The sequence below is a fragment of the Chromohalobacter marismortui genome, assembly GCF_004364315.1.
In the GTDB taxonomy this organism is placed as follows: Bacteria; Pseudomonadota; Gammaproteobacteria; order Pseudomonadales; family Halomonadaceae; genus Chromohalobacter; species Chromohalobacter marismortui.
In genome coordinates this window covers 138,734-163,257 of record NZ_SOBR01000005.1, presented here as the reverse complement: position 1 = coordinate 163,257, position 24,524 = coordinate 138,734, and the positions used below count along the sequence as shown (strand labels likewise).

At 63.8% G+C, this 24,524-nt stretch carries 24 protein-coding genes; 7 read left to right on the top strand and 17 right to left on the bottom strand.

Annotated elements, in window-relative coordinates; all coding sequences use genetic code 11:
• Position 1 precedes the first annotated feature (1 nt).
• From C8E00_RS12465 to C8E00_RS12390, 16 genes are all read right to left on the bottom strand, one after another.
• Entirely contained in the window at positions 2 to 1,192 is a 1,191-nt protein-coding gene (locus tag C8E00_RS12465; RefSeq protein ID WP_133697847.1) for a beta-ketoacyl-ACP synthase, read from the bottom strand.
• Complete coding sequence (locus C8E00_RS12460; protein WP_133697846.1) at positions 1,189 to 1,785, bottom strand: DUF3261 domain-containing protein; 597 nt, start codon at positions 1,783 to 1,785, stop codon at positions 1,189 to 1,191. The genes C8E00_RS12465 and C8E00_RS12460 overlap by 4 nt, the downstream gene beginning before the upstream one ends.
• Positions 1,782 to 3,053 carry an NAD(P)/FAD-dependent oxidoreductase gene (locus C8E00_RS12455; RefSeq protein WP_133697845.1) on the bottom strand — a complete coding sequence of 424 codons (1,272 nt, stop codon included), beginning with the start codon at positions 3,051 to 3,053 and terminating at the stop codon, positions 1,782 to 1,784. The genes C8E00_RS12460 and C8E00_RS12455 overlap by 4 nt, the downstream gene beginning before the upstream one ends.
• Positions 3,050 to 5,365: an MMPL family transporter gene (locus tag C8E00_RS12450; protein ID WP_133697844.1), complete on the bottom strand. Its 2,316-nt coding sequence runs from the start codon at positions 5,363 to 5,365 to the stop codon at positions 3,050 to 3,052. Before C8E00_RS12450 ends, C8E00_RS12455 begins: the two co-directional genes overlap by 4 nt.
• A gap of 20 nt (positions 5,366 to 5,385) precedes the next feature.
• Positions 5,386 to 5,979, bottom strand: a complete 594-nt coding sequence (locus tag C8E00_RS12445; RefSeq protein ID WP_166638318.1) for an outer membrane lipoprotein carrier protein LolA — start codon at positions 5,977 to 5,979, stop codon at positions 5,386 to 5,388.
• Positions 5,980 to 6,011: 32 nt separating this feature from the next.
• On the bottom strand, positions 6,012 to 6,986 hold the full coding sequence (locus C8E00_RS12440; RefSeq protein WP_133697842.1) for an LpxL/LpxP family acyltransferase: 975 nt from the start codon (positions 6,984 to 6,986) through the stop codon (positions 6,012 to 6,014).
• Positions 6,983 to 7,741: a glycosyltransferase family 2 protein gene (locus tag C8E00_RS12435; RefSeq protein WP_133697841.1), complete on the bottom strand. Its 759-nt coding sequence runs from the start codon at positions 7,739 to 7,741 to the stop codon at positions 6,983 to 6,985. Before C8E00_RS12435 ends, C8E00_RS12440 begins: the two co-directional genes overlap by 4 nt.
• The gene (locus C8E00_RS12430) at positions 7,734 to 9,536 is read right to left on the bottom strand and encodes an ApeI family dehydratase (RefSeq protein ID WP_133697840.1); all 1,803 of its coding nucleotides are present in this window, start codon (positions 9,534 to 9,536) and stop codon (positions 7,734 to 7,736) included. The genes C8E00_RS12435 and C8E00_RS12430 overlap by 8 nt, the downstream gene beginning before the upstream one ends.
• Entirely contained in the window at positions 9,526 to 10,101 is a 576-nt protein-coding gene (locus tag C8E00_RS12425) for a COG4648 family protein (protein WP_133697839.1), read from the bottom strand. Before C8E00_RS12425 ends, C8E00_RS12430 begins: the two co-directional genes overlap by 11 nt.
• 8 nt (positions 10,102 to 10,109) lie before the next feature.
• The gene (locus C8E00_RS12420) at positions 10,110 to 10,373 is read right to left on the bottom strand and encodes a phosphopantetheine-binding protein (RefSeq protein WP_133697838.1); all 264 of its coding nucleotides are present in this window, start codon (positions 10,371 to 10,373) and stop codon (positions 10,110 to 10,112) included.
• A 154-nt stretch (positions 10,374 to 10,527) separates the two neighbouring features.
• Positions 10,528 to 11,235, bottom strand: a complete 708-nt coding sequence (locus C8E00_RS12415; protein ID WP_133697837.1) for a beta-ketoacyl synthase chain length factor — start codon at positions 11,233 to 11,235, stop codon at positions 10,528 to 10,530.
• 426 nt (positions 11,236 to 11,661) lie between these two features.
• Positions 11,662 to 11,982 carry a YnfA family protein gene (locus C8E00_RS12410; RefSeq protein WP_133697836.1) on the bottom strand — a complete coding sequence of 107 codons (321 nt, stop codon included), beginning with the start codon at positions 11,980 to 11,982 and terminating at the stop codon, positions 11,662 to 11,664.
• Complete coding sequence (locus tag C8E00_RS12405) at positions 11,976 to 13,502, bottom strand: PhnE/PtxC family ABC transporter permease (RefSeq protein WP_133697835.1); 1,527 nt, start codon at positions 13,500 to 13,502, stop codon at positions 11,976 to 11,978. The genes C8E00_RS12410 and C8E00_RS12405 overlap by 7 nt, the downstream gene beginning before the upstream one ends.
• Complete coding sequence (locus tag C8E00_RS12400) at positions 13,499 to 14,191, bottom strand: ATP-binding cassette domain-containing protein (protein WP_133697834.1); 693 nt, start codon at positions 14,189 to 14,191, stop codon at positions 13,499 to 13,501. The genes C8E00_RS12405 and C8E00_RS12400 overlap by 4 nt, the downstream gene beginning before the upstream one ends.
• A 2-nt stretch (positions 14,192 to 14,193) precedes the next feature.
• Complete coding sequence (locus C8E00_RS12395) at positions 14,194 to 15,045, bottom strand: putative selenate ABC transporter substrate-binding protein (RefSeq protein ID WP_133697833.1); 852 nt, start codon at positions 15,043 to 15,045, stop codon at positions 14,194 to 14,196.
• A 94-nt stretch (positions 15,046 to 15,139) separates the two neighbouring features.
• Positions 15,140 to 16,000 carry a MurR/RpiR family transcriptional regulator gene (locus C8E00_RS12390; protein ID WP_133697832.1) on the bottom strand — a complete coding sequence of 287 codons (861 nt, stop codon included), beginning with the start codon at positions 15,998 to 16,000 and terminating at the stop codon, positions 15,140 to 15,142.
• Positions 16,001 to 16,243: 243 nt separating this feature from the next.
• Here C8E00_RS12390 and zwf point away from each other — a divergent pair, with 243 nt between their 5' ends.
• The 7 genes from zwf (at position 16,244) to ugpC (ending at position 23,580) form a co-directional block, all read left to right on the top strand.
• The gene (gene zwf, locus C8E00_RS12385) at positions 16,244 to 17,719 is read left to right on the top strand and encodes a glucose-6-phosphate dehydrogenase (RefSeq protein WP_133697831.1); all 1,476 of its coding nucleotides are present in this window, start codon (positions 16,244 to 16,246) and stop codon (positions 17,717 to 17,719) included.
• A gap of 52 nt (positions 17,720 to 17,771) precedes the next feature.
• Positions 17,772 to 18,449: a 6-phosphogluconolactonase gene (pgl, locus tag C8E00_RS12380; protein WP_208291933.1), complete on the top strand. Its 678-nt coding sequence runs from the start codon at positions 17,772 to 17,774 to the stop codon at positions 18,447 to 18,449.
• Between the two features lie 30 nt (positions 18,450 to 18,479).
• Positions 18,480 to 19,142 carry a bifunctional 4-hydroxy-2-oxoglutarate aldolase/2-dehydro-3-deoxy-phosphogluconate aldolase gene (locus tag C8E00_RS12375; RefSeq protein ID WP_133697830.1) on the top strand — a complete coding sequence of 221 codons (663 nt, stop codon included), beginning with the start codon at positions 18,480 to 18,482 and terminating at the stop codon, positions 19,140 to 19,142.
• 172 nt (positions 19,143 to 19,314) lie between these two features.
• Positions 19,315 to 20,628: a sn-glycerol-3-phosphate ABC transporter substrate-binding protein UgpB gene (ugpB, locus tag C8E00_RS12370; protein ID WP_133697829.1), complete on the top strand. Its 1,314-nt coding sequence runs from the start codon at positions 19,315 to 19,317 to the stop codon at positions 20,626 to 20,628.
• 67 nt (positions 20,629 to 20,695) lie between these two features.
• Positions 20,696 to 21,571 (top strand): sn-glycerol-3-phosphate ABC transporter permease UgpA, encoded by an 876-nt coding sequence (gene ugpA, locus C8E00_RS12365; RefSeq protein WP_133697828.1) that lies wholly within the window; start codon positions 20,696 to 20,698, stop codon positions 21,569 to 21,571.
• Positions 21,571 to 22,416 carry a sn-glycerol-3-phosphate ABC transporter permease UgpE gene (gene ugpE / locus C8E00_RS12360; RefSeq protein ID WP_133697827.1) on the top strand — a complete coding sequence of 282 codons (846 nt, stop codon included), beginning with the start codon at positions 21,571 to 21,573 and terminating at the stop codon, positions 22,414 to 22,416. Before ugpA ends, ugpE begins: the two co-directional genes overlap by 1 nt.
• A 54-nt stretch (positions 22,417 to 22,470) precedes the next feature.
• Positions 22,471 to 23,580 (top strand): sn-glycerol-3-phosphate ABC transporter ATP-binding protein UgpC, encoded by a 1,110-nt coding sequence (ugpC, locus tag C8E00_RS12355; RefSeq protein WP_133697826.1) that lies wholly within the window; start codon positions 22,471 to 22,473, stop codon positions 23,578 to 23,580.
• Here the strand turns inward: ugpC and C8E00_RS12350 are convergent.
• Positions 23,574 to 24,506, bottom strand: coding sequence for a 2-hydroxyacid dehydrogenase (locus C8E00_RS12350; RefSeq protein WP_133697825.1), 933 nt, complete (start codon positions 24,504 to 24,506; stop codon positions 23,574 to 23,576). The genes ugpC and C8E00_RS12350 overlap by 7 nt on opposite strands.
• Positions 24,507 to 24,524 lie beyond the last annotated feature (18 nt).

The window sequence follows — 24,524 nt, the reverse complement described above, 5'->3', positions numbered from 1 at the left end:
GTCAGTACTCCTCGCGCGTCATCAACAGCGCGGCGTTATTGCCGCCGAAGGCGAAGGAATTGCTCAACGCGGAGCGCATGCGGCCGGCGGCGCGTGCGGAGGCGACCAGGTCGAGGCATGGCAGTTCGGGGTCGGGATGGCCGTCGAAGACATGCACCGGCCACTGTTGGTGTGTCAGCGCCAGCCAGCAGAAGGCGGCTTCGAGCGCCCCGGCGGCGCCCAGCGTATGACCGGTGAGCCCCTTGGTGGAGCTGCACGGCGGCGGTGTCTCGAACAGTGCCGTCACCGCTCTGGCTTCCATGCTGTCGTTGTGGGGCGTGCCGGTGCCATGCAGGTTGAGATAGTCGACTGCCTCGGGTGCATAGCCTCCCATCGCCAAGGCTTGGCGCATTGCCTCATGGGCGCCACTGCCGTCGGGCCGCGGGGCGGAGATGTGGTAGGCGTCACTGGATTCACCCACGCCGGCGAGCTGGATACCGCCGTCCTCCTCGGTGACCACGAACAGCGCCGCCGCCTCGCCGATATTGATGCCGTCGCGGTGCGCGGAGAACGGCAGGCAAGGCCGCTCGCTGATCGCTTCCAGGCTGGCGAAGCCATTGACGGTCAAGCGGCAGAGGCTATCCGCGCCCCCGGCGACCACGGCGTCGCAGGTACCACTGGCGAGCAGGCGTCGCGCACTGGCCAGGGCCCGCGCGCTGGAACTGCATGCCGTCGAGAGGGCATAGACCGGCCCGCGGGCGCCGAGGCGATCGGCCACGAAGTGTGCCGGCGCGCCGAGCTCCTGATTGGCATAGCGGAACGTCTCGGGTAGCGGACCCTCTCGGCCTGCTTGGGCGATGGCATGTTCGGTCTCGCCGATACCCGAGGTACTGGTGCCGATGACCACGCCGATGCGCTCGGGCGCCACCGATTCACGCAGCGTCATGAGCGTGTCGTGCAGTCGCTGCATGGCGAGTGCCAACAAGCGGTTGTTGCGGCTGCGCTGCTCGGGCGGCCAATCGTGCCAGTCGGGCAGCGCGCAGGTGACCATGCCGAGCGGCAAATCGCGTTCGGGCGTGAAAGCGGCGCTGGTCGTCAGCCCGCGTTGCCCGTTGAACAAGGCGCCGGCGATGGTGTCCAGATCGTCTCCAAGGCTACACACCACGCCGGGGCGCGATAGACGACAGCGTTGACGGTCGGCGGATAGGCTCATCGCGAGGCCTCGTGATCGGTGGACGAATCGAGTGGGGCGATGCGTAGTCGATAGTCGCCTTGAAAATCTTCCAATACGACGGTGGCAGCACCGTTCATGTCGCGTTGAGCCGGTGGCGGGGCGATGCGTGCGACCGGCTCGCCGCGATAGGTGATCAATCGCCGCTGGCGATCCTCGTCGAGCGTCCATTCGCTATCCGCGAAGGCGTCTTCGAGCGCCGCGCGGGGCCACAGCGACCATTCCAGCCGCGTCGCCAGCCAGTCCGGTGGAAACGGCAAGGCATCCCGGCGCGGGGCGTCGCCCTGTTCGAAGCGACTGCCCGAGGCGTCGCGTACCAGCGTCGTCAGGCGCTGCCCGTAGGGCGTGGTGAGTACCACGCGCAATTCGTCCGGAGCGAGGCGCAGCACGGCGATCAGCGTCTGTGTGTCCGCCTCCGCGTCGTTCGGTATGAACGTCAGGCGCCGGGTGAGCGTTGCCGAGCGTGCGGCGTGATCCAGCGCGGGATGGGGCGCGATGGGGGGCACCAGGGAGCAACCGCCGAGCAGCATTAGCCCGCACAGGGCGAGCGCCAGAGGATGACGTGTCAGGTTCATGAGCGTACCTCGTCGCGCTGCGCGCAGACTTCGGCAAGGGCCGCCAGGCGTCGTCGCGACGCGGTGACGAAAGGATTGTCGTGGTCCCAGGCGTAGCCGGCGAGGACGCCGCTGATCCAGCGTTTGAAACGTGGCGGCGGTGCCTCGTGGAAGACGATGGTCTGCAGCGTCCCGGCGTACCAGGCCTCGACGAAGGCGCGGAAGGTATCCACCCCGGCGCGCAGCGGCGCCTCGAAGTCGGCGTGCCAGTCGATTGACTCGCCGCGTAGCTGGCGATCGACCAGGGGCGCGGCCAGGTGTGCCGAGTGCAGGGCGATGGTGACGCCGGAGGAAAACACCGGGTCGAGAAACTCCCCGGCATTGCCGAGCAGGGCGTAACCGGGTCCGTGCAACTGTGTGACGCTGGCCGCGTAGCCACGTATCTCGTTGACCTCGCGCACGCGCCGGGCCTGGTGCAGGAGCTGTCGAAAGCGGGGCTCCCGGTCGATCAGGGTTTGCCAGCGCGCCTCGGGGCAGTCGCCATGTGCGGTAAGCGTCTCGATATCGCCGACGACGCCCACCGACGCGCGGCCGTCGGCGAACGGGATCAGCCAATACCAGATGCCGGCATCCTCGGGGTGCACGCCGATCAGGATTTTCTCGCGGTCGTAATCGGCGTCCTCGATACCGTCCTCGACGTGGCTGAAGATCGCCATGCGCGGCTCGGCGCGCGGGTCGCGTTCGAGTCCCTCGAGGCGTGCCAGGACCCGGCCATACCCGCTGGCATCGAGAACGTAGCGTGCGTTTAGGCGACGCGCCATGCCCTGTTCGTCCTCGAGCTGCAGCGTGGGGTGCATGGCGTGGGCATCGAACGCGGTGACGGTGGTACCGAACTCGAGCGTCGCCCCCAGGGCCCCGGCGGCATGGATCAGGCGCTGATCGAAATCCGCGCGCGGCACCTGATAGGTGGTGCCCCAGCCGGGCGTGGACTTGTCGCGGAAGTCGATGGCGGTAGTCCGCGAGCGGCGTGTGAAAGCGGCGCCGTTCTTGGGCTGATAGCCGGCCCGTTGGACGGCCTCCAGCAAACCGGCGGCTTCGAGATAGGCCATGCTCTGCGGCAACAGGCTTTCGCCGATGGCAAAACGTGGGAAATGGCTGCGTTCGATGACATGCACCCGCCATCCGAGGTGACTCAGGCGCGCGGCGGCGGCCGCGCCGGCGGGGCCGGCACCGATGATGGCAACGTCGCAATCGGTGTCATGGGAGGGTGCGTCGGTGTGCATGTTCATCCTGCGTCTCCTCGTGGGCCAGGCCTGAGCAAGTAGACCAGCCCCCACACCGCGGCCAGGCCAATCAGGCAGGTCAGGCCGAGATAGTGAAGCGCCGGGGTCGCACTGAATGCGAGCAGCCCGAAGGCCAGCAAGCTCGTCAGGGTGGACAGACTGATGGCCAGCCAGGCGGCGGCCTGCCGGGGGTGCTCGGCATTGAAGATACCCGCGTCGAGACCGATGCCCAAGACCAACAATAGCCCCAATTGACTGAACACGTTGAGCGGTATACCGGCCACCGCGAAACTCGTCAATACGATTAGCGTAGCGCCCAGTGGGGGAAGCAGCACCCGCCAGGTACGATGCCGATAGCGCAGGGTCAGCGCCGCGCTCAGCAGGATCAGGCCCAGCGTCAGCCATTCGGCGATATGCGTGCGCAGTTCGCCGAGCAGGCCGGACAGGCGTTCGATACGATCGACATAGGTGACGCCGGACCTGGACTCGGCCAGCGCCCGCAGGGGGCCCTCGCCTGCGCCGTCCTCGACGCCGCGCAGCACCACCGTGGCGGCGACGCCACCGTGGGGAGTCTTGCCCAGCCACAAGCGTTGCTGTGCTTCGCCCAAAGGAGTGTCGAGCCATGTGGCGACATCCAGCACCGGGCTGGCGTCGAGGCGCGCGCGGGCGCGTTCGGCCAGCGTCTTGGGCAACCCCGCACGGGCGAGGAGTGTGTCGAGCGGCGCCTGGTACAGGCGTCTGACGCGCGCGAGGTTGGCGTTTTGCTGTGTGGGCGGCGGCACGTTGTCGGCGAGATCGGCGTGCCCGTTGATCACGCCTTGGCGTTGCAGGCGGTCGAGGGGTGCGTGCAGGGCAGCGAGCCGTGCGAGCAGCGCGGCCTCGTCGTCGCCACGTACCAGTAAGTAATGGGTACCGGTGTCGTTGCCTAGATGTCGTTGCACGATACGTTCTTGTTCGAGCAAGGCATCGGGCGATGAACTGAGCAGGCGCAGGCTATCGTCGCTATGCAGCCGCCATACACAGAGCGCGAGCATCAGCATGACGACCACACCCACCCAGCCGGGCGTGAGATGCCAAGACGTTCGGGTGAGGTGCTCCCAGCGGGTCGCCAGGTGTGCGGTGGTCGGCGAGATGGGGAGGCGCAAGTGGGGCAGCCATAGCACCACCGAGAGCCAGGCGCCGAGCAAGCCCAATGCGGCAAAGACCGCCATCTGGCGCAATCCCGGCAGCGGCGTGAGGGTCTGGGCGAGATACGCGACCAGGCTGGATATGAGGCCGAGCGTGAGGCCGGGTAATAGCGCGCGAAGACGAAAGGCACGACCGGCGATGGCCCGATGGCTCTGCAGGTGCAGGGCGTAATCGATGGCAATCCCGATCAGACTGGCGCCGAACGCGAGGGTCAGCAAGTGCAGGCTGCCGAACAGCACCAGGGTCGAGGTCAGGGCCAGCAGCAGCCCGCTGCCCAGCGGCAACAACAAGGCAAGCAACACCTTGGCGGAACGAAACACGAATAACAGGACCGCGATCAGGCCCAGCAAGGCGCCGAGGCCGATGGTCGACATTTCCTGCTTGGCCTGTTCGGCCCCGGCGGCAGCGTGGAAGATCAATCCCGAGCGTAATAGCGTCGCCTCGGGGTGTGCCGCCTTGAAATCCGCCAAGGCGGTGGTCAGGCGTTGTTGGGCGTCCGGCGCGTAGGGGGAGGCGGCGAGTTCGCCGATCAGGAGATCGAAGCGCTGGCCGTCGATGTCGATACCCAGGCGGCCGTCGCGCGGGGTCACGCGACCTTGGGTACGTTCCTCGAGCCAGGCATCGAGGAGTCCAAAGGGGTCGCGCACGGGGTCGGGGCTTGCCACCGGCGAAAACAGTGCCTGCAGCGCGGGAGCGATCAGTGATTTGCCACCATCGGCATCGATGGCCTGGCGGATGGCGGGGGTCAGCAAACGATACCGATAGACATCGAGCGCTGCCCGTGGGTCCTTGTCGATGAGGTCGGTATCTCGCCAGACGAGCGCATTGAGTCGCGGTGCCGTGCCATTGGCGTCGGTGAGTGCGTCGGCCAGTGCCGGCGTGGCACTCGACAGATCGTCGGCGTGCAACAGCAGGACGAAACGGTCCTCGAAACTCGTGCCCAGCTTGGCGCTGGCACGTTCTACCAGCGGTGCCTGACGGTCCTCGGGGAGCATGGCGGTCAGTCGCGTATCCGCAGGCAGGCCGTCGCGCAGCAGCCAACCGAGCGTCACTAGACACAGTACATGGACAATCAGCCAGGCCCAGGCAAGATAGCGGGGCGTGCGCGTGGCGTTGGGTAACGGCGACATGGGCGGTTCTCCCGATCCGGTCAACGGGGAGTGGCGTCGGGGAGGGCGTCGATTGCCTTGGGCGTCAGGGGCTTCTGATCGCGGAAGTCGATGCGCAAGCGATCGCCGCCGGTAGTGTCCATTTCCATGTGGTCGATGTAGCGGCCGCCGGACAGACGAATCTCGGCGATGCGTTCGGCGAGCGCCGGGTCGCGAGGCGTGAGTCGCATCCGCCAGTCGTCGGCACTCCCTTGCAGGTGCTGCTTGAAGCGCGATTCGAGTGCCGACCAGTCTCCACCGAGCAGTTGCAGCAATAACGCGGCGATCTGCTCGCGACCGCCCTGTCGAGCGCTATTCGAGGGCGCGCTTTCGTGGGCATCCGGCGTGAGTACCAGCGTATCTTCCACGGGCATTGTCAATTGCCAGACGACCTTCTCATCGCGCACATAGGCAAAATGGCCTTGGCTTTCGAGGGTGGTGTCGACATCGGAGAGCCAGCGGGTCTGCGTGAAATGGCCTTCCAGCGCCGGCACCTGCTCGATACGGTCCTGGAGCGCCTGGCGATCGAAGGCGTGCACGACGAGCGGCAGGCCGACGAGACCCAGGCAGGCGTAGGCAATCAAGTGACGGATCATGTGTTCTCCCGTGTCGAACATGATGGCGAGACTCAGTCGTCGCGGCGTGCATGCGTTGTCGAAGAAGCCCAGAAAGGGAAGAAATTGAACCATTGCAAAGGCTGGCGCCGGCATTGGTCGGTCAACCATTGTACGTAACGGCGCATGGCTTGTTCACGCCAGGCGTCGCGCTCGACCCGCCTGACGTGGGTGGTGTCATCGAAGTCATTGAATTCCACCCGGTAGCCCTCGGCATCGCGTAGGCAGGCCACCGTGTACAGCGGACAGCGCAGCAGGGTGGCCAGGTGGAACGGGCCTTCGGGGAAGGCGGCGGGGGCGCCCAGGAAGTCGAGCGTCTGGGTACGGCCAGCGTCGTGAATCGGCACGCGGTCGGCGGCGATCATCACGAAACGTCCTTGCTGAATGCGCTCGGCGAGCAACATTGCGGTTGCCGGGGTGATCTCGCTGACCTCAATGATCTCCGGCGCGCGTCGCAGGTTGCTGCGGGCCAGCAGCTCGTTGAACTTGCTGGCGTTGCGGGTGTGCATGATCTGCACCACGTGGAAGTCGTCGCGGCGTTCTTGCATGGCACTGCAGATTTCCAGATTGCCGACGTGAGAGACCAGCACCAGACCGCCGCGCCCGCTGCGGATGGCGGCGTCAAGGCGGGCGCGGTCCTCGCCGTCGACCCGTGCTTCCAGGGTACGCCCGCTCCAGGCATCGATCTTGTCCATCAGCATGCCCCCGAAGACCAGAAAATGGCGCAGGCTCAACCAGTGCACGCAACGCGGTGCATGCCCGGCATGCAACGGCCAGATGCGCTTGAGATAGTCCTGAGAGGCCTGACGGGGAATGTGGCGCACCGCATAGTAATAAAGGATGACCGGTACCAGCATGAGCCGAAACGGCCAGCGGCCCAAGTGGCGGCGAATCCAGATCATCAGCCGCATGCCGGCTAGGGTCCCGGACTCCTGGACGCGCGACCAATGGTGTGTCTCGCGCTGCGTATCATTGTCGCCGGGGGTCATTCGTTGCTCCTCGTCATTCGTGCGTTGCGACGCAGCAGGCGTGGCAGCCGCCATAACATGCCGGCGAACAGGCGCAAATGCATGGCCGTGAGTTGGCGGTTGTCGCGCCACATGGCGAAATGCGAGATACCATCCAGCGGGTAAACCACCCGTACCGGCAGATTCTCGACCCGGTGCCCCTCCCATGCCCAGCGTACGGGCAGCTCGGTGTCGAACTGCATGCGGTTCCCGCAAGGATGTCGCGCGACCAGATGGTTGACCGCCGCCACCGGATATAATTTGACGCCGCACATGGTGTCGCGCAGCGCGAAGGACAAGGTGTTCAACCACACCAGCGAGTGGGTCAGATAACGCGCATAGAAACGGTGGCGCGGTACGCTGGCATCGAAACGTGGGTAGCCAATGCGCAGCGTCATGTCGTCGGCATGCAGGTCGGCGAGAAACGGCGGCAGGTCATCGGCATCGTGCTGGCCGTCGGCATCGACTTGTAGTGCGTGCGTGAAACCCAGCCGTTGTGCCTCGCGCAAGCCGGCCCTGACGGCCGCGCCCTTGCCCTGATTGCATGCCAGCGTGAGCAAGTGTGTGTCGGGCGCGTCGGCGAGTCGCCGGAGCACGGTGACACAGGCGGGCTCGCAGCCGTCATCGATCAACAGCAATGGGACGCCCAGCCGGCGCAGGGCCTGACAGGTGCGGCCCACCGCATCGGCGTGGTTGTAGACCGGCACGATGACACAGGGGCGGGCCTCATCACGCATGGTGGGCGCCCTCCGTCAGGGTTAGCGTACCGGTGCCGTGGGTGCCGCGCTGGCTGGCGAATGTGAAGCGCAACTCGATCATCATGCCGCTGCCATGCGCATCGTTCTGGACATGGTGCTCGACATGGTTCCGTGCCGTTTCATGCGTGGCGTTGAGCGTCAGCGTGACGCGTTCGCCCGGAAGCAGCAGCAAGGGAAATTTGATGCGTGTCATGTCCCGGCACACGCCGTGCAGGCCAAGGCTATCGCGTGCGGCGTGCAGCGCCCAGCGCACCATGACCACGCCCGGTACCACTGGCTGCGCGGCGAAATGGCCTTCGACGTAGGCAAGCCGCTCGGGGACTTCAAGGGTCAGGCGTGCGCTATGCGGGCCGTTCAGCGTTTCACCCAGCCAACGGGGGGTACGGGGATCGTCGAGGTCCGCGAACAGGCGCGACAGGCATGTCGCACCGAGCTTGCCCTGGGCGTCGCGGGGCCAGGCCTCGACGAATCGCCAGTAGCGTGGCAGCACGGCGTTCTCGAAGCGCGGCGCCAGGGCCGCGCGCAACGACTGAGTCAGCCGGCGTCGAGTGTCATGATCGTGCGGCACGGCCTCGGGAGCGAGCTCGACGATGACGCCGAGACGGCCATCACGCTTCGGCAGGGGCGTGCAATGGGCCTGGCGCACACCCGGCAACTCGCCGAGGGCACGCTCCAAGGCGGTGAGCGAGACACGCTTGCCGCCGACCTTGGCGATGCGGTCGCTGCGCCCAAGCAAGCGAAAGCGCTCGCCCTCGACGGTCACGTGATCGGCCTGCGGCGTCCAGGTGTCGGGTGTGCTCAACCAGGGGGTGCGTAACCACAGTCGATGCGCGTCGTCGTTGCGCACCTCGACGCCGGGAAATGCGGTCCAGCCGGTATCCCGTGATTGCACGCGCCATGCGATGCCGCCGGTTTCGGAGCTGCCGTAGACTTCGCGAACCTCGGCGCCGAGCAGGCGCTGGGCATGCGCGGCGGCAGCGCGCGGTAGAGGGGCGCCGGAGGAATGAATGCGTGCCAGGACACCCTCGACGGTTGACCAATCGAGTGTTTCTGGAAGCCGCTCGAGCGTCGGCGGAGCGCTGATCAGTACCGCCTCGCGTCGGGTTTGCGAATGCCAGCGCGCCAACCATAGAAGCAAGGTCTCTGGGTAGCGGCATACGTCGGTGGCGAACGGGCTGCGCTCGCATAAAGGACGCAGTACGCTGAACAACAAGCCGTAAATATGTTGGTGACTGACCTGGCTCAGGGTCAGGCGTGCGTCGAGCGGCCATAGCGCGGCATGCATGCCCAGCTCTGCGTCGAGCTGGGCGAAGCTCTTGTCGAGACGCTGTGGCTCGCCCGTGGAACCCGAGGTGTAAAGAGACACGGCGACGCGCCGTGGCGCTAACTGCCCCCAGCGAGGGGCACGCGGCGTGGCGCTTGCCATCAGGCCACCGGGGAGGTCGCCCAGACGCGTGGCGCCTAGGTTATCGAGGGCCTCGAGCGTCGCGGGCCGTGTGTCGGCGGGGAGAATGACATGATCGCCGCGTTCCCAGGCGGCGATCAATGCACAGCCGAACCGGTAAGGGTCATGGGTGCTCAGCATCCACCGACACGGGGACTCGGCATGCATGTCCAGCGTCGCCTGCCAAGCGCCGATGTCGGCCTGGAAGGCCTTCAGCGTTTGCCAGGATGGCTCGGCATGCGCATCGGTTTGCCACGCCACGGCGCGGGCAGGGGCGTGTTCGCGCCACGGTGCGGCCAGTAGCGGGCCGTGTGCCATGTCATTCGTCATCGGGCGTTTTCCTCACCTGGCGGCGGATCCCCCATTCGCCGCCCAACATCATTGCCAGCAGGGCGTAGACGATGCCCCCGTTGTAAAGCGTCCATGTGGCCAGGTCAGCGTAGAGGGCAGTCCACAGCGCGATGCTGCCATTGAGGGCGAAAAAAACGCACCAGGCCTGTGTGACACGACGCGTGTAGCGAACGCCGCGTGGCCCGAGGCCGGGTTCGCGGCGGCGTGCCAGGCGCTCTATTGCGCTGGGCGGGCGTGCCAGGCTGTACGCGAAGGCGGTCAGCATGGCGGCATTGAGGAGTACTGGCCAGGCGCGCACGCCGAGTTCGGCGTGGCCGGCAGCGAGCACGGCCACGCCCGCAATCAGCAGCCCCCATCCCCAGACTCGGCGTTCGGCCGGCAACCGCCACCAGGCCAGTGCCACAAGGGCCATCAGCAGTGGCCAGGCCCCCAGACGTGGCAGCAAGGCGTGCACGGCCAGCGGCCATCCCAATGCCAGGAGGCCTAGTAGCAGACTGAACAGGGTCGAGCGGGGGGCGGTCGACGACACGATACGGGAACTCATGCTGGGCACTACGCGGTACGACGCGCCTCGACCAGTGCGGCTAGCGTGCGCAGGTTGCGGAAGTGGTGGCGTGTTTCGTCGCTATCGGCGTCCAGCTTGATGCCGTAGCGCTTTTGCAAGGCGAGCCCCAGTTCCAGGGCGTCGATGGAGTCCAGGCCGAGGCCGTCGACGAACAGCGGCTCGTCGGGATCGATATCTTCCGGTGTGACGTCCTCGAGCTCGAGGGTATCGATGATGAGGTGCTTGAGCTCTTGTTCCAATTCGCTCGTCATGGGCGACTCCATTCTCGTCGAGGCAGCATAAGGCGTATGTCGTGTGCGTACACGTTGCCGAGGGCGGACATTCTACCGATTGACCCATGATACAAGGTGTAAGTGGGTATAGGGCAGGGCGTCGATGGGCACATGGGGCGATCTCGTCCATGCGCTATTCGGCGCGAACCAACGACCATGCCTGGTGTGGTCGTTGGCAATGGAGTTCATCGCGTGTGCCGCATAGCCAGTCGATGAGATCGCTGGGCTGTGGGCTCTCCTCGCGGGGAGCGTCGCGCGCCAGCGGGCGTGGCGTGAGCGCCCAGGCGCCTTGTGCAGGCGTCAATGACAAGCGCAGCGCAACGGCGGCGCTTTCAACCGGGGGCGTGAAGTGCGCCGCAAACCGCTCGGGAATCGCTTGATCGGCGAAGGCGACGATCACGGCCGGCTCGCCCTGCGCCAGATAACCTCGGGCGTCGGCGAGCAGTGCGGCGAACTCGTCGCCCGAAGCGGCGATCGCCTGCTGGGTGCGACGGTTGCCGCGTCCGATCGAATAGACGCCGGGAATGGCGTTATGCACCGAGAGTCCGAAGCGTGCCGGCGACAATGGTGCTTCCTCGGCCAGCGCGTTGAGCATTTCCAGGGTGCGTTCGCCATCGCCGTGGCGTGAGGCATACAGCAGGGGGCAGTCGGCATCGACATCGAGCTCGGCCAGCATGTCACAGAGGGCGCGCCCGATGCCGGTCAAGCGACGACGCAACATGGCCGGCACATGGCCGCCAGCGGGTTTCTCCGCGATGCTGATGCGAGGCTGCGACGTACCGCGGCGGCCGGGCTGCCAGGCGCGCCAGTCATGCACGTACATCATGGCCGGTGTCGTCATGCAGACGTTTTCCCTTTCGTCGGCGAATGCCGCTGGCTTGATCCGTGGAGCGAGTGACAACGTATACGGACGCTTACCCTACCCGAGTCGCGGCATGATGGCTACTGTCTCGGCGTGCCGACACGAGGGCGACGGGGGCTGCCGAGGCGCCAAAAAAGACCGCCCTGGCGGGCGGTCCGGCCAGAGGCCAAACCCGCATGTGCGGGTGCAGGGAAACGGCCCTTGGCGCTGCGGATAGGCAGCGCGCATGGTGTGGGCTGTCAGGTGTCAGTCTATGCCCGCGCTGTGCAGCGGGCTGTCAGTCATGGTGGCAAAAGGCGTAGGCAATGCCCGTGGGGTGGCGCAAGCGACTCGCCATGCACTGGGTGATCGTGACGGGGCAGGGGTATAGAGGTGCTTTAAAGCGTCATCTTCTGCGAGGTTTTCTTATCGCCATCCGCTGGCGATGACGCCCATCCCGGCAAGCGCGAGGCCCGCGCCGATCCAGTCGGTGGGGTGCAGCGGTTCGCCGTCGACTGCCCATAGCCAGCCCAGGGCGCAGACCACATAGACACCCCCGTAGGCGGCATAGATACGTCCGCTGGCGGCGGGATGCAGCGTCAAGAGCCATGCGAACAGCGCCAGGCTGGCGGCCGCCGGGATCAGCAGCCAGGGCGAGCCTTGCTGGCGGAGCCACAGCCAGGGCAGATAGCAGCCGACGATTTCCGCCAGAGCGGTGGCGATGAACAGCAGTGTCGTGATCAGCATGTGGCTTCTCCCGCGGGGTGGTCGCGTTCGCTTGCGGTGTCAGCGGTTTCGCGCGGTCGGTAGCGGCGCGCCAGGGCGTCGACGGCGATGTTCAGGCCGGCGGTGACCAGCAGCAGGAAGAACGCCTGATCGAACATCAGATAGGCAAAGCTGGAGTCGATATGAAAGCCCAGCGTGGCGATGCCGAGCATGCCCAGCAATGCGGTTTCACGGATGATCGTCTCGGCGCGGTAGAACAGCAGGGCCAGCAGGCCGCCATAGAGACGCGGCAGCAATTCGTAGGCATAACAGGCCGATGCCGGCAGTGCGTGGCTGCCCGGCACGATGGCATCGGCATGGCGTGCCACCAGGAAGGCGATCAGTGCGCCGTTGTGCAACGACAACGCCAGCCAGGCGGGTAGCATCGAGGGACCGAGCACCAGCAGGAAGATGAACGCCAGCATCAATTCCGGTGTCGAGCGCATCAGGATCAAGACGCCTTTGCCTGCCATGCGGGTCGGGCGGTTACCGAAATGGCGGCTGGCCAATGGCCACAGCAGCAAGGCCACCAACAGACTACCGGCGGTGCCCATCAGCCCCAACAGCAGGGTATTGCCGATGGCGGGCAGCAGATCGGGTATTTCGCCGAACCATTGCCAGAGCCCGCTCCAGTTCCCTTCGAGCAGGGGCTTCGGCCATAGATCGACACTCACGAACCGCCATAGCAGCGCGCCGTCGATGTCCGGCCAGGGCCCGAGCAGAAACAGGCTCCCTAGTGCGATCCACGGCAGCAGGCGGCGGTGTCCCCATAGAGCCAGCGACGCGATCATGAGATAGAACACCCATAGCAAGGCACCGGCCTCGGCGTAGCGCCCTTCGCGGAAGGCGCTTTCCAGATGGAAACCCAGCGTCGGCAGGCCCACGAAGCCCAGCAGTACGCTCGAGCGCATGGCGCATTCGAAGCGATAGCGGGTATAGCTCGATAGCCTCGCCCAGACCATGGGCAGTTCGGCATACACGAAACGCGAGAGACGGCCCACGCCCTCAGGAAGGGCATCGACCGGCGCACGTGGCGTGAGTTCGAGAATCTCGGCGTAGACCTTGGCGAAGATGCCGGCGTAGGGAATCGTCAAGGCGGCGATGGCGGTGAGCGCGGAGAGCCCGAAGACCTGCAGCAACAACAGAGCCCAGAACAGCTCGTGGATGGCGCGCACGAACGCGCACCCGGCGCGCACCAGTCGCGAACGGTGGAAGAGCAGTGCCAGGGGGAAGCCCAGCAGCATGCCGAGCAGCGTCCCCCACAGCGCGAAGCCGATGGTCAGGGCGATGGCGTGTGGCAGCGACTCGGTCGCCAGGATGTCGGGGTGCAACAAGCCGGTGAGCATACGCCCCAGCTCGGCCCAAGGGTCGTGGGTGGTGATCGCCAGATCGGCGAATGGCAGCACCATCAGACAGAGGGCGATCAGCCCCAGGGAGCGCCGGGCAAGGCGCAGATTGAGTGAGTTCCCGGCAAGCAGGCCTGGTGCGCGTTCGTCACTCATGCCGGCTCCGGTCGGGTATCCGTCGAACCGGCGTCGGGGTAGAGCGTGTCGAGGTCCGCGAGGGTTAACTCGTGCGCCGGCGCGTCGAGTATCAGTTGGCCGTCACGCAACCCCCACACATGATCGAAATGCGTCAACGCCAGTTCGCGCTGATGCAGGGCGATCACGCAGGTCGCGTGCTGACGCTGGATCATAGTAAGCAGGCGGCGTGCCTGGTACGGGTCGATGCTGGCAACCAGCTCGTCGCCGAGAAATACGTCGCGCACCTGATAGAGTGCCCGGGCGATGGCCACGCGTTGGCGCTGGCCGCCGGAGAGCTGTACCACGGGGCGTTTGAGCAGTCCCGAGAGGCCCAGCTCTGCGCATAGTGCCTGGATGTCACGCCAGGCGTCGCGTCGCGGGCGCAGTAAGTTGACGAGGTTGGCGAGCGCGGAGTGGTGCTCCAGGCGGCCCATGTAGATATTGTGATAGACCGACAACGGCGGTACCAGGCCGTGCTCTTGTGGGCACCAGGCCGCGCGCTGCCCGAGGCGCTCGCGCAAGGTGGCCAGCAGGGTCGATTTACCCACCCCGCTGGGCCCGAGCAATGCCACGCGCTGGCCGTCCTGAAGCCCCAGCGTGAGGTCGGCGAGGACGGTGTGGCGTGCGTGGCCCAAGGCCTCGCCATCGAAGTGCACCAGTTCCTTCATGCTCAACGCAATAGGCCTAGTTTCTCGCCGATGTCCTCAATGGGTTGGTAGTCGTCATTGTCGGCGGGAATGAAGTCCTGACGCGGGAAGCTCTCGAGCAGTTCGGGGTCATCCATGTCGAGCAGTGCCTGACGCACCTTGTCGGTGAAACCGTCGCCATAGCGAGCATCGATGTCGCCACGAATGGTCCATTGATAGTCGGGGTAGGTGGGGGTTTTCCAGATCACATCGACCTTGTCGGTATCGACGCGATCTTCGGCGACGGCGTCTTCCCAGACCTTGAAGTTGACCGCGCCGAGGTCGTATGCACCTGATTCGACGAGCGCGATGGTGCGCGAGTGGTCGCCGGAGAAGCCGACTCGCGAGAACAGCGACTTGGGCGGCGCCCCGAATTGCTTGCGAATGAAATACTCGGGCATGAGCCGACCGGAGGTGGAAGTCTTGGCGCCGAAGGTGAACGTCTTGCCCTGCACGTTCTTGGGCAGGTCATCGCCCTGAGGTTTGATGCCGGCATGGGTGTTGGCAATGAAGTAGGTGCGGAATTCGGCGTCTTCCTTGCCTTGGGCGATGGCGCGGGAATCGGGCACCAGTCGACGTGCCTGCACGCCGGTCAGTCCGCCGAACCAGGCCAGTTGCACCTGGTCGTTGCGAAAGGCCGAGACGGCGGCGCTATAGGATTTGACCGGTACGTATTCGACGTCTACATCCAGTTGCTTCTCGAGGTAGGCGGCCACCTTGTCGAAGCGTTCCTGGAGCCGCGACTGGTCGGCGTCGGGGATGGCCGTGAAGCGGAACGTTTCCGCCGAGGCAGCGGTGCTGACGAGAATCAGCAGGCAAGCGAGGAGCCAACGCATGGGCATACTCCTTTCAAATAGGCACGATTGGATGAAACGGCAAGACGCTCATTGTCGTGACTGCGCAGCGTGGCGGCAAGCGACCCCCTGACGCCTACTCGTCGTGGATCGGAAACCGCGTGGCCTGCAGGCTGTCCTTGATCTTCTTGAGGTGCGGCAGGAAATCCTCGCCGCGACGCAGCGTGACCCCGGTCGCCAGTACATCGATCAAGGCCAGGTGGATCATGCGCGAGGTCATCGGCATGTAGACGTCGGTGTCTTCCGGGGTGATGACTTCGAGGGTTTCGGTACACTCATGGGCGAGCGGCGAGTCGGGCGCGGTGATGCCCAGCACGATCGCGCCGTTGTCGCGGGCGACACGAGCGATGTCGACCAGTTCCCGGGTGCGCCCGGTGTAGGAGACGATGACGATGACGTCGCCGGTATGGGTGGCGGCGGCGACCATGCGTTGCATCAACACGTCTTCGTAGGCGGTGACGGGCAGGTTGAAGCGAAAGAACTTGTGTTGTGCGTCCTGGGCCACGGGGCCCGAGGCCCCGAGGCCGAAGAAGCTGATCTGCTTGGCCTGGATCAGATAGTCGACGGCGCGCTCGACGCGCTGGGCATCCAGCGTGCGGCGAGCGTCGTCAAGGGCGGCGATGGTGGCGCCGAATATCTTGTCGCCATAGCTTGCGGCGCCGTCGTCGCGTTCCACGCTCCGGCTGACATAAGGCGTGCCGCCGGCTAGGCTTTGGGCCAGCTTGATCTTGAAGTCGGGGTAGCCCTTGGCATCGAAGTTTCGGCAGAAGCGATTGACCGTCGGCTCGCTGACCGCCGCCGCTTGTGCCAGCGTCGCGATGCTCATTCCGGTAGCAGCGGCTGGGTCGTGAAGAATCACGTCGGCCACTTTGCGTTCGGAGCGATTGAGTTCGTCCAAGCGGGAGCGGATACGGTCGATCAGATCGAAGGCTGGCATGCGTAATGAGGGTCTCTGTCTGCCGAGGGTGTCGAAAGGTAGTCAATTAACTACGTTATCAGGTAACCACGCTGTGTTAGAAAGGCATCCTAGCGTGGTGGTGCAGGGTCGCCAAGCCAAGTCGGTCGCGACGCCGTGCCAATTTGCGCCGTCATGGTAGTAAAGTTACATAATTTATTTGCTCAGGAGCCCTGGAATGGCTTATTTTATAGGTAAATTAACCAGATTTTGGGGGGCCACGTCATGAGTCGAGATACCACGCCCGATGTCGATCTGGCCCTTTTCGGGGCGCTGGGTGATCTGGCGCTGCGCAAATTGTACCCGGCATTGTACCACCTGGATCGCGAAGGATTGCTGGGCGATACCACTCGGATCCTCGGACTTGCACGCCAGGAACACGATGTCGATAGTTTCCGCGCCAACGTCAAGGAGGCACTCGGCAAGCGCCTCAAGTCCAATGAGCTGGAAAAAACCTGTCTCGAGCGGTTTCTGGCGCGTCTCGACTACCAGCAGCTCGATTTTGCCACCGTCGCGGGATATGACGCCATTCGCGATTGGCATGCTCCGAAAGAGCGCCCCATGGTGGTGTACCTGGCGGTTCCGGCCAGCATTTATGGCGACATATGCGCCAATCTCGAGGCGAGTGGCAGCCTCGATGACGAAACGCGCGTCGTGGTCGAGAAGCCCATCGGCTACGATCTCGACTCTTCGATTCAGATCAACGATGCCATTGGTGATGTTTTCCCTGAATCGCGCATTTATCGCATGGATCACTATCTGGGCAAGGAGACGGTCCAGAACCTGATCGCGTTGCGTTTTGCCAATCCCCTGTTCGGTAATCAGTGGAATCAGAACCAGATTTCACATGTGGAAATCACGGTCGCCGAGAAAGTCGGTATCGAGGGGCGCTGGGGCTACTTCGATCAGGCCGGTCAGTTACGCGACATGGTCCAGAATCACCTGTTGCAGCTGCTGTGTTTGATCGCCATGGACCCACCGTCGAATCTGGATGCCGACGCGATTCGTGACGAGAAAGTCAAAGTGCTCAAGGCCCTCAAGCCTTTGGTGGGCGAAGAGCTGTCGCGCAATGTGGTGCGAGGACAGTACATCGGCGGCTCCGTGGACGGCGAGAGTGTGCCGGGGTATCTCGACGAGGAAGGCGCCAACACCTCGAGCCATACCGAGACCTTCGTCGCCATGAAGCTCGAGGTCGCCAACTGGCGCTGGGCGGGTGTGCCGTTCTATCTGCGCACCGGCAAGCGCATGCCGGAAAAGATGTCGCAGATCGTCATTCACTTCCGCCAGCAGCCGCATTATATCTTCGATCCCGACCAGCGCGGGCTGGCGGCGAACAAGCTGGTGATCCGCTTGCAACCTGAAGAAGGGATCGCCTTGCAGGTGCTGACCAAGGATAGCGGGCTCGACAAGGGCATGCGTCTACGGCCCGGGCCGCTGCATCTGGATTTCAATCACGCCTTTCCCAAGACACGGATTCCCGATGCCTACGAGCGCTTGTTGCTTGAGGTCATGAAGGGCCAGCAATACTTGTTCGTGCGTCGCGACGAGGTGGAATACGCCTGGAAGTGGGTGGATCAACTGATTGCTGGCTGGGAAGCCCGGGACATGACGCCGCGCCGTTATCCGGCTGGTTCATGGGGCCCCGTGGCGTCGATCGCCATGATTACTCAGGACGGTCGCTCCTGGTATGAAGATTATTGATTGATCATGACACATGTGATTCCCGACAACGCTTGAGCATGGTGAGCAGCTGATGATGACAAGCATCGACGAAGGCCGTCGTTACCTCGCCGAGCGCCTCGCGGATACCGTGGCCAAGGCGCTCGAAGCCGATCTGGCCAGCCGCGAACGAGTGCTGCTGGTCGTCTCCGGTGGCTCCACGCCGAAACCGTTCTTCAGCGCTCTGGCCAGCAAGGCACTGCCCTGGTCGCGTGTCGATGTGACACTGGCCGACGAACGCTGGGTGGCCGATGACGATGCCGACAGTAATGCGCGCCTGGTCCGCGAAACGTTGCTCGTCGGGCTGGCCGCCGAGGCGTGTTTTCATTCCCTGACCACCGACGACGACACCCCCGAGACCGGTGTCGAGGCGGTGTCGGCGCGTGTCGCGGCACTGCCGTGGCCGGCCAGCGTGGTCGTTCTGGGCATGGGGGGCGATGGACACACGGCCTCGCTGTTTCCGGATAGCGAGCAACTGGCCACGGCACTCGAGACGACCGAGGCGACGGTGGCGGTGCGCGCGCCCAGCGTGCCGCAGGCACGCATCACACTGAGTGCTGCACGACTGGCCGATGCCCACCTCCACGTTCTGCATATCAACGGCGAGGACAAGCGTCGTGTTCTGGCCGACGCGTTGGGGGGCGATGATGCCCGGCAATTGCCGATTCGCACTTTCCTTGCCCAACCGATTGCGACGTATTGGGCGCCCTGAGCCCTGCGTTTACGAATATCCGGAGCACTCATGACTATCGACAAACAGCTTCCTTCCACTCGCACGACGGAACTCGACAGCATCTGCCAGAAGGTAGAGGTGATTCCGGTGCTGGTGATCAATCGCCTCGAGGATGCCGTGCCCCTGGCGCGTGCCCTGGTCGAGGGCGGGCTCAACGTGCTCGAGATCACGCTGCGCACCGATTGTGCGCTGGATGCCATCCGGCGCATGCGAGCGGCGCTACCAGGCGTGAGCATCGGAGCCGGCACCGTGCTGACGCCTGCCCAGTACCGCCTGGCCGAAGAGGCCGGTGTGGACTTCGTGGTCACGCCCGGCACGACCGAGGCGCTTTATCGCTACGGCGTGGAAAGTCCGGTGCCGATGCTGCCGGGGGTAGCCACGGTATCCGAGTTGATGACCGGCTGGCAGTATGGCTATCGACGCTTCAAGTTCTTCCCGGCGGAAGCCAGCGGCGGTGCCAAGGCGATCAAATCCATTGGCGGCCCGATTCCGGAGGCGCGTTTCTGCCCCACCGGTGGTATCAGCGTGGATAACGCCGACGACTATCTCAGTCTACCCAACGTGATGTGCGTGGGCGGCTCATGGCTGACGCCCAACGACCTGGTCGAGAACGAAGACTGGGACGGTATTCGCGAGCTGGCGCGCCAAGCGGCTGAGCGCTTTCATCACTGACACTTCTTGCTTGAGCAAGTAACCGCTTCTCTCTCGACAGCTGATGCTGTTTTTCCGACCCGCCGATTGGCGGGTCTTTTTTTTGCCACGGAAAGGTCACCTGATTGAAAGGTTGCTTGTCTAGGGTGGGGTGATTGACGTCGAGCCTCGCGTACTGAACAAGGAGCCTTTCATGCAACGTGCTTGCCTGCTTTCTACCTTCGGCACTGCCCTCGTCCTGTTGACCACCGGTTCGGCCCAGGCCGCCACCCAGATTGATTGGTGGCATGCCATGGGCGGTGGGCTGGGGGAGAAGGTCAACGACATCGCTGCCGACTTCAACGCTCGTCAAGATGACTATGTCGTCAACCCGGTCTTCAAAGGGGATTACACCGACACCATGATGTCGGCGATTGCCGCCTTCCGCGCCGGCAAGGCGCCCGAAATCGTGCAGATCTATGAGGTCGGCACGGCGACCATGATGCACGCCAAGGGCGCTATCATACCCGTCTATCGGTTGATGGCCGAGGAGTCCGCCGACTTCGATCCGTCCGCCTACCTGCCCGCGGTTACCGGCTACTACACCACCCCCGAGGGCAAGATGCTGTCGCTGCCCTTCAACTCCTCCACGCCGGTGACCTACGTCAACCGCGACATCCTGGAGAAGGCTGGCGTCGACGAGGTGCCGATGACCTGGCAAGGGCTCGGCAAGGCGCTCGAGAAAGTGGTGGATTCCGGTGCCGCCGATTGCGGTCTGACCACTACCTGGCCGTCGTGGGTGATGCTCGAGAACTATTCGGCGCGCAACGACATTCCCTTCGCCAGCGAGGCCAACGGCTTCGAAGGCCTGGACGCCCGCCTGCAGTTCAATGAAACGGCGGTGGTCGATCACATTCAGCGCCTCGCGCAGTGGCAGCAGGACGGCCGTTTTGCCTACGGGGGTCGCAAGGACGAGGCAGCGCCCAAGTTCTACTCCGGCGAGTGCGCGATGATGATGGGCTCCTCGGCCTCCTACGCCGGGGTGCGTGACAATGCCAATTTCGACTTCGGCGTCGCACCGCTGTCCTATGACGCCGAGGTGATCGAGTCGCCCAACAACACCATCATTGGCGGCGCCTCGCTATGGGTGCTCAGCGGCGCCAGTGAGGCGCAGAAGAAGGGCATCGCCGAGTTCTTCGAGTATCTTTCCTCGCCTGAGGTGCAGGCCGACTGGCACCAGTTCACCGGGTACCTGCCGATCACCACCGCGGCTGCCGAGTTGACCCGCAAGCAGGGCTTCTATGAAGAAAACCCCGGTACCGACGTGGCGATCGAGCAGATGACCGGCTCCGCCCCTACCGAGAACTCCAAGGGGCTGCGCTTGGGCAACATGGTGCAGATCCGAGACGTCATTAATGGCGCGTTGGAAAAGATCTTCGCTGGCGAGGTCGGTGTGCAGCAGGGGCTCGATCAAGCCGCCGAGAAGGGCAATGCGTTGCTCGAGAAGTTCCAGAACGCCAATAGCTGATGCGCTGATCATGCCCGTCCGTCACCCGTGGCGCCGGTGATGGACGGGTGCGTCGTGGAGATGTCCCATGGCTTACTTCCAACGTTCTCATTTCATGCCCTGGTTGCTGTTGGCTCCACAGCTCATCATTGTCAGCGTGTTCTTTTTCTGGCCGGCATGGCAGGCGGTCGAGCAGGCCTTTTACATCGAGGATGCCTTCGGCCTTGCGCGGCATTTTGCCGGCCTGTCCAACTTCATGGCTGTGCTCAGTGATCCGGCGTATTACAGCGTCATATGGACCACGGTGGTGTTCTCATTGTCGGTGGCGCTAGGGGCGATGAGCATTGCCCTTTTTCTGGCGGTGCTCGCCGACCGTGTCATCAAGGGGGGGAGTACCTACAAGACGTTTCTGATCTGGCCTTATGCAGTGGCGCCGGCGGTAGCGGGGGTGGTATGGCTCTTTCTCTTCGATCCTTCGCTAGGGCTGGTCACCGCCTTGTTGGAACGCCTGGGGATCGAGTGGAACCATAACCTGAACGGCGGCCAGGCCCTGCTGCTGGTGATTCTGGCGTCGGTCTGGAAGCAGATGAGCTATAACTTCGTGTTTTTCTTGGCTGGGTTGCAAGCGATTCCCAAGAGTTTGTTGGAATCCGCGGCGATTGATGGTGCCAGTCCCATGCGGCGTTTTTGGACCATTACCTTTCCGTTGTTGTCGCCAACGAGCTTCTTCTTGCTGGTCATGAACAGCATCTATGCCTTCTTCGAGACGTTCGGCACCATCGATACCGTGACCTCTGGGGGGCCGGGAAGCGCTACCACAACGCTCGTCTACAAGATCTATCAGGATGGTTTCGTGGGTCAGAATCTCGGTACCAGCGCGGCTCAATCGGTGTTGTTGATGGTGCTGGTAGGAGGGCTGACATTCATTCAGTTTCGTTTCGTCGAACGTCGAGTACAGTACTGATGCGCTATCAACGCCGAGGACTGGACGTGGTCAGCCATCTCTTGCTGGCTGCGGGATGTGGCCTGTTCTTCCTGCCGGTGTGGCTGGCCTTTACGGCAAGCACGCACTCGATGAGCGATCTTTACACGCACATTGCGCCGCTATGGATCGGCGATGTCGGTCTCGCCAATTACGCACGATTGTTAAGCGAACCTGTCAATGGTTTGAATGCCGGAGTGCTGCGGCTTCTATTCAACTCATTGGTAATGGCGACGGGGATCGCCGTAGGCAAGATCGTTATTTCCGTGCTGGCGGCTTATGCCATTGTGTTCTTCCGTTTTCCTTTTCGTCGCTTATGTTTCTGGCTGATCTTCATCACGCTGATGTTGCCGGTCGAAGTGCGCATTCTCCCTACTTACGAAGTGGTCGCGAATCTGCAGATGCTCGATAGTTATTCAGGGTTGATTCTGCCGTTGATCGCCAGTGCGACGGCAACGTTTCTGCTACGTCAATTCTATCTGACGATTCCCCCCGAACTGGTCGAGGCCGCGCGTATCGACGGCGCGGGCCCTTGGCGTTTCCTGAAGGACATTTTGTTGCCGCTGTCGAAGACCAACCTCGCGGCATTGTTCGTGATCATGTTCATTTATGGCTGGAACCAGTATCTATGGCCGCTGCTGATTACCACCGACGCCGACTACATGACCGTGGTGGTGAGCCTCAAGCGCATGCTGACGACCGGTGATGCCTTGGTGCCGTGGCAGGACGTCACGGCGACCGCAATACTCGCCATGGGGCCTCCTGTCCTGGTGATCCTCATTTTGCAGCGCTACTTCGTCAAAGGGCTGGTCGACGCCGAAAAGTAGGCGCGCCTGTCGCAGCTAGCGTGAATTCGAACCGAGTCAACGAGATAACGACCGATGGCTACCTTGCAATTGACGCGCCTCAAGAAGCGCTATCCCAATGGTTTTGTCGCCCTGCATGGCGTCGATCTCTCGGTGGCCGAGGGAGAGTTGATCGTCATCGTGGGGCCCTCGGGGTGTGGCAAGTCGACCTTGCTGCGTACATTGGCGGGATTGGAGTCGATCAGCGATGGCGAGCTTACAATCAACGATCGGCGCGTCAACGAGTTGGAGCCTGCCGAACGCGATATCGCCATGGTCTTTCAGAATTATGCGCTCTACCCGCACATGAGCGTGGCCGGGAACATGGGCTATGCCTTGAAAAATCGCGGCATTGCCAAGGACGAGGTTCGCCGGCGTGTGGCGGCGACCGCCGAATTGCTGGGGCTCGGTGAGTTGCTCGAGCGACGTCCGAGACAGCTATCCGGGGGACAGCGTCAGCGTGTCGCGATGGGGCGGGCGATCGTGCGTGAGCCGCAGGTCTTTCTCTTCGATGAGCCACTTTCCAACCTCGATGCCAAGCTGCGCGTGCAGATGCGTCTGGAAATCCGGCGTCTTCAGAAACGGCTCGGCGTTACCGCCGTGTATGTGACGCACGATCAGGTAGAGGCCATGACCTTGGCGGATCGTTTGGTCGTGATGAACGGCGGCCACGTCGAGCAATGTGGTGAGCCGATGACGCTCTACGCACAGCCGGCGACGCGTTTCGTGGCGAGCTTTCTGGGCTCGCCGGCCATGAATTTCCTGCCCTTGACGGCCCATCAGGGCGGCGTGGTGCTGCCTAATGGGATACAACTGGCGTTACCGTTTACTTTGCCCGAAGGACGGGCAGCGACCCTGGGCATTCGCCCTGAACATCTCTGCGAAGCGGCGTCCACGACGGAGGGGGCGATCCTGGAGGTGACGGTCGAGATGCTCGAGCCGCTGGGGGCCGATATGCTGGCCTATACGCGGTTGCCTGGGCTCGATGAATGGTTGGTGGTACGCCTGGACGGTGCGCACGCTGCCCATGAAGGGCAGCGTTTGTCACTCACGTTTTCGCCGGCGCACTGTCATGTCTTCGATGCCGAAGGGAGGCGCGTTGCGATGGCCGAGGAAACGGATGCCAAGGTACGGGCGGTTCAGTAACCGGCTTTGGGGTCCACGGTGTCGATGGCCTCGCCGGCCTGCATGGCGGTGAGGGCCTTGGCGACCTGGTCGGCGGCATCGTCGATAGGCGTCGGACCGGCCATGTGAGGAGTGATCCACAGGCGTGGATGTCGCCACAGGGGGCTGTCCTCGGGCAGCGGTTCCGTGGGGAAGGCATCGAGCAACGCGCCGCGCAGGCGACCACTTTCCTCCTCACCGTGACCGAGTGCCTCGAGTAAGGCGGCTTCGTCGATCAGCGTGCCGCGGCCGGGATTGATCAGGTTGGCGCCGTTGGGCAACGCGGCCAGGGCGTTGCGGTCGATGATGCCGCGGGTGGCAGGCGTATCGGGCAGCAGCGTGACCAGCGTAGTGACCTGGCCGAGCAAGGTCTGGAGGCCGTCATCGCCGTGATGGCAGGTGATGCCTTTGAGGGTCTTGGGCGAGCGGCTCCAGCCGTGCACGGGGTAGCCGTCCTCGGCGAGCCGGTGGGCGACATGATAGCCGATGGCACCGAGTCCGAGCACTCCGACGCCCCATTCGCGCTTGGGCGTGAGCGCGTGTTCGTGCCAGGTGGCGCGATGTTGTTGGCGGCGATAACGGTCGAAGTCGCGCTGAAAATGCAGCACGCCGTAGCGTACATAGTCGGCGATCAGTTCTCCCATGCCGGCATCGCGTAGCTTGACGATGGGGATATCCCGGGGAAGCGCGGGATTATTGAGCAATGCATCCACGCCGGCGCCGAGATTGACGATGCCCTTGAGGGCTGGCTGGGCCTCGAAAAGCGACGCGGGCGGCTTCCAGGCCGCGAGGTAGTCAGCCTGAAAATCACGCGTTTCGCCACTGATGGCGAACTCCGCCGAGGGTAAACGCGACGCGAGCCTGTCTTTCCAGAGCGCGGCGTCGTCGGCATGGATCAAGATGCGCATGAAGTCCTCACGAGGTGG

Coding starts and splice junctions, on each gene's coding strand:
- C8E00_RS12465 (WP_133697847.1), bottom strand. CDS start 1,192: ATGAGCCTATCCGCCGACCGTCAACGCTGTCGTCTATCGCGCCCCGGC.
- C8E00_RS12410 (WP_133697836.1), bottom strand. CDS start 11,982: ATGCTGATCACGACACTGCTGTTCATCGCCACCGCTCTGGCGGAAATC.
- C8E00_RS12375 (WP_133697830.1), top strand. CDS start 18,480: ATGACTATCGACAAACAGCTTCCTTCCACTCGCACGACGGAACTCGAC.
- ugpC (WP_133697826.1), top strand. CDS start 22,471: ATGGCTACCTTGCAATTGACGCGCCTCAAGAAGCGCTATCCCAATGGT.
- C8E00_RS12445 (WP_166638318.1), bottom strand. CDS start 5,979: ATGATCCGTCACTTGATTGCCTACGCCTGCCTGGGTCTCGTCGGCCTG.
- C8E00_RS12450 (WP_133697844.1), bottom strand. CDS start 5,365: ATGTCGCCGTTACCCAACGCCACGCGCACGCCCCGCTATCTTGCCTGG.
- ugpE (WP_133697827.1), top strand. CDS start 21,571: ATGCGCTATCAACGCCGAGGACTGGACGTGGTCAGCCATCTCTTGCTG.
- C8E00_RS12395 (WP_133697833.1), bottom strand. CDS start 15,045: ATGCGTTGGCTCCTCGCTTGCCTGCTGATTCTCGTCAGCACCGCTGCC.
- C8E00_RS12435 (WP_133697841.1), bottom strand. CDS start 7,741: ATGCGTGATGAGGCCCGCCCCTGTGTCATCGTGCCGGTCTACAACCAC.
- C8E00_RS12350 (WP_133697825.1), bottom strand. CDS start 24,506: ATGCGCATCTTGATCCATGCCGACGACGCCGCGCTCTGGAAAGACAGG.
- pgl (WP_208291933.1), top strand. CDS start 17,772: ATGATGACAAGCATCGACGAAGGCCGTCGTTACCTCGCCGAGCGCCTC.
- C8E00_RS12390 (WP_133697832.1), bottom strand. CDS start 16,000: ATGCCAGCCTTCGATCTGATCGACCGTATCCGCTCCCGCTTGGACGAA.
- C8E00_RS12455 (WP_133697845.1), bottom strand. CDS start 3,053: ATGAACATGCACACCGACGCACCCTCCCATGACACCGATTGCGACGTT.
- ugpA (WP_133697828.1), top strand. CDS start 20,696: ATGGCTTACTTCCAACGTTCTCATTTCATGCCCTGGTTGCTGTTGGCT.
- C8E00_RS12405 (WP_133697835.1), bottom strand. CDS start 13,502: ATGAGTGACGAACGCGCACCAGGCCTGCTTGCCGGGAACTCACTCAAT.
- C8E00_RS12430 (WP_133697840.1), bottom strand. CDS start 9,536: ATGACGAATGACATGGCACACGGCCCGCTACTGGCCGCACCGTGGCGC.
- zwf (WP_133697831.1), top strand. CDS start 16,244: ATGAGTCGAGATACCACGCCCGATGTCGATCTGGCCCTTTTCGGGGCG.
- C8E00_RS12420 (WP_133697838.1), bottom strand. CDS start 10,373: ATGACGAGCGAATTGGAACAAGAGCTCAAGCACCTCATCATCGATACC.
- C8E00_RS12440 (WP_133697842.1), bottom strand. CDS start 6,986: ATGACCCCCGGCGACAATGATACGCAGCGCGAGACACACCATTGGTCG.
- ugpB (WP_133697829.1), top strand. CDS start 19,315: ATGCAACGTGCTTGCCTGCTTTCTACCTTCGGCACTGCCCTCGTCCTG.
- C8E00_RS12415 (WP_133697837.1), bottom strand. CDS start 11,235: ATGACGACACCGGCCATGATGTACGTGCATGACTGGCGCGCCTGGCAG.
- C8E00_RS12460 (WP_133697846.1), bottom strand. CDS start 1,785: ATGAACCTGACACGTCATCCTCTGGCGCTCGCCCTGTGCGGGCTAATG.
- C8E00_RS12425 (WP_133697839.1), bottom strand. CDS start 10,101: ATGAGTTCCCGTATCGTGTCGTCGACCGCCCCCCGCTCGACCCTGTTC.
- C8E00_RS12400 (WP_133697834.1), bottom strand. CDS start 14,191: ATGAAGGAACTGGTGCACTTCGATGGCGAGGCCTTGGGCCACGCACGC.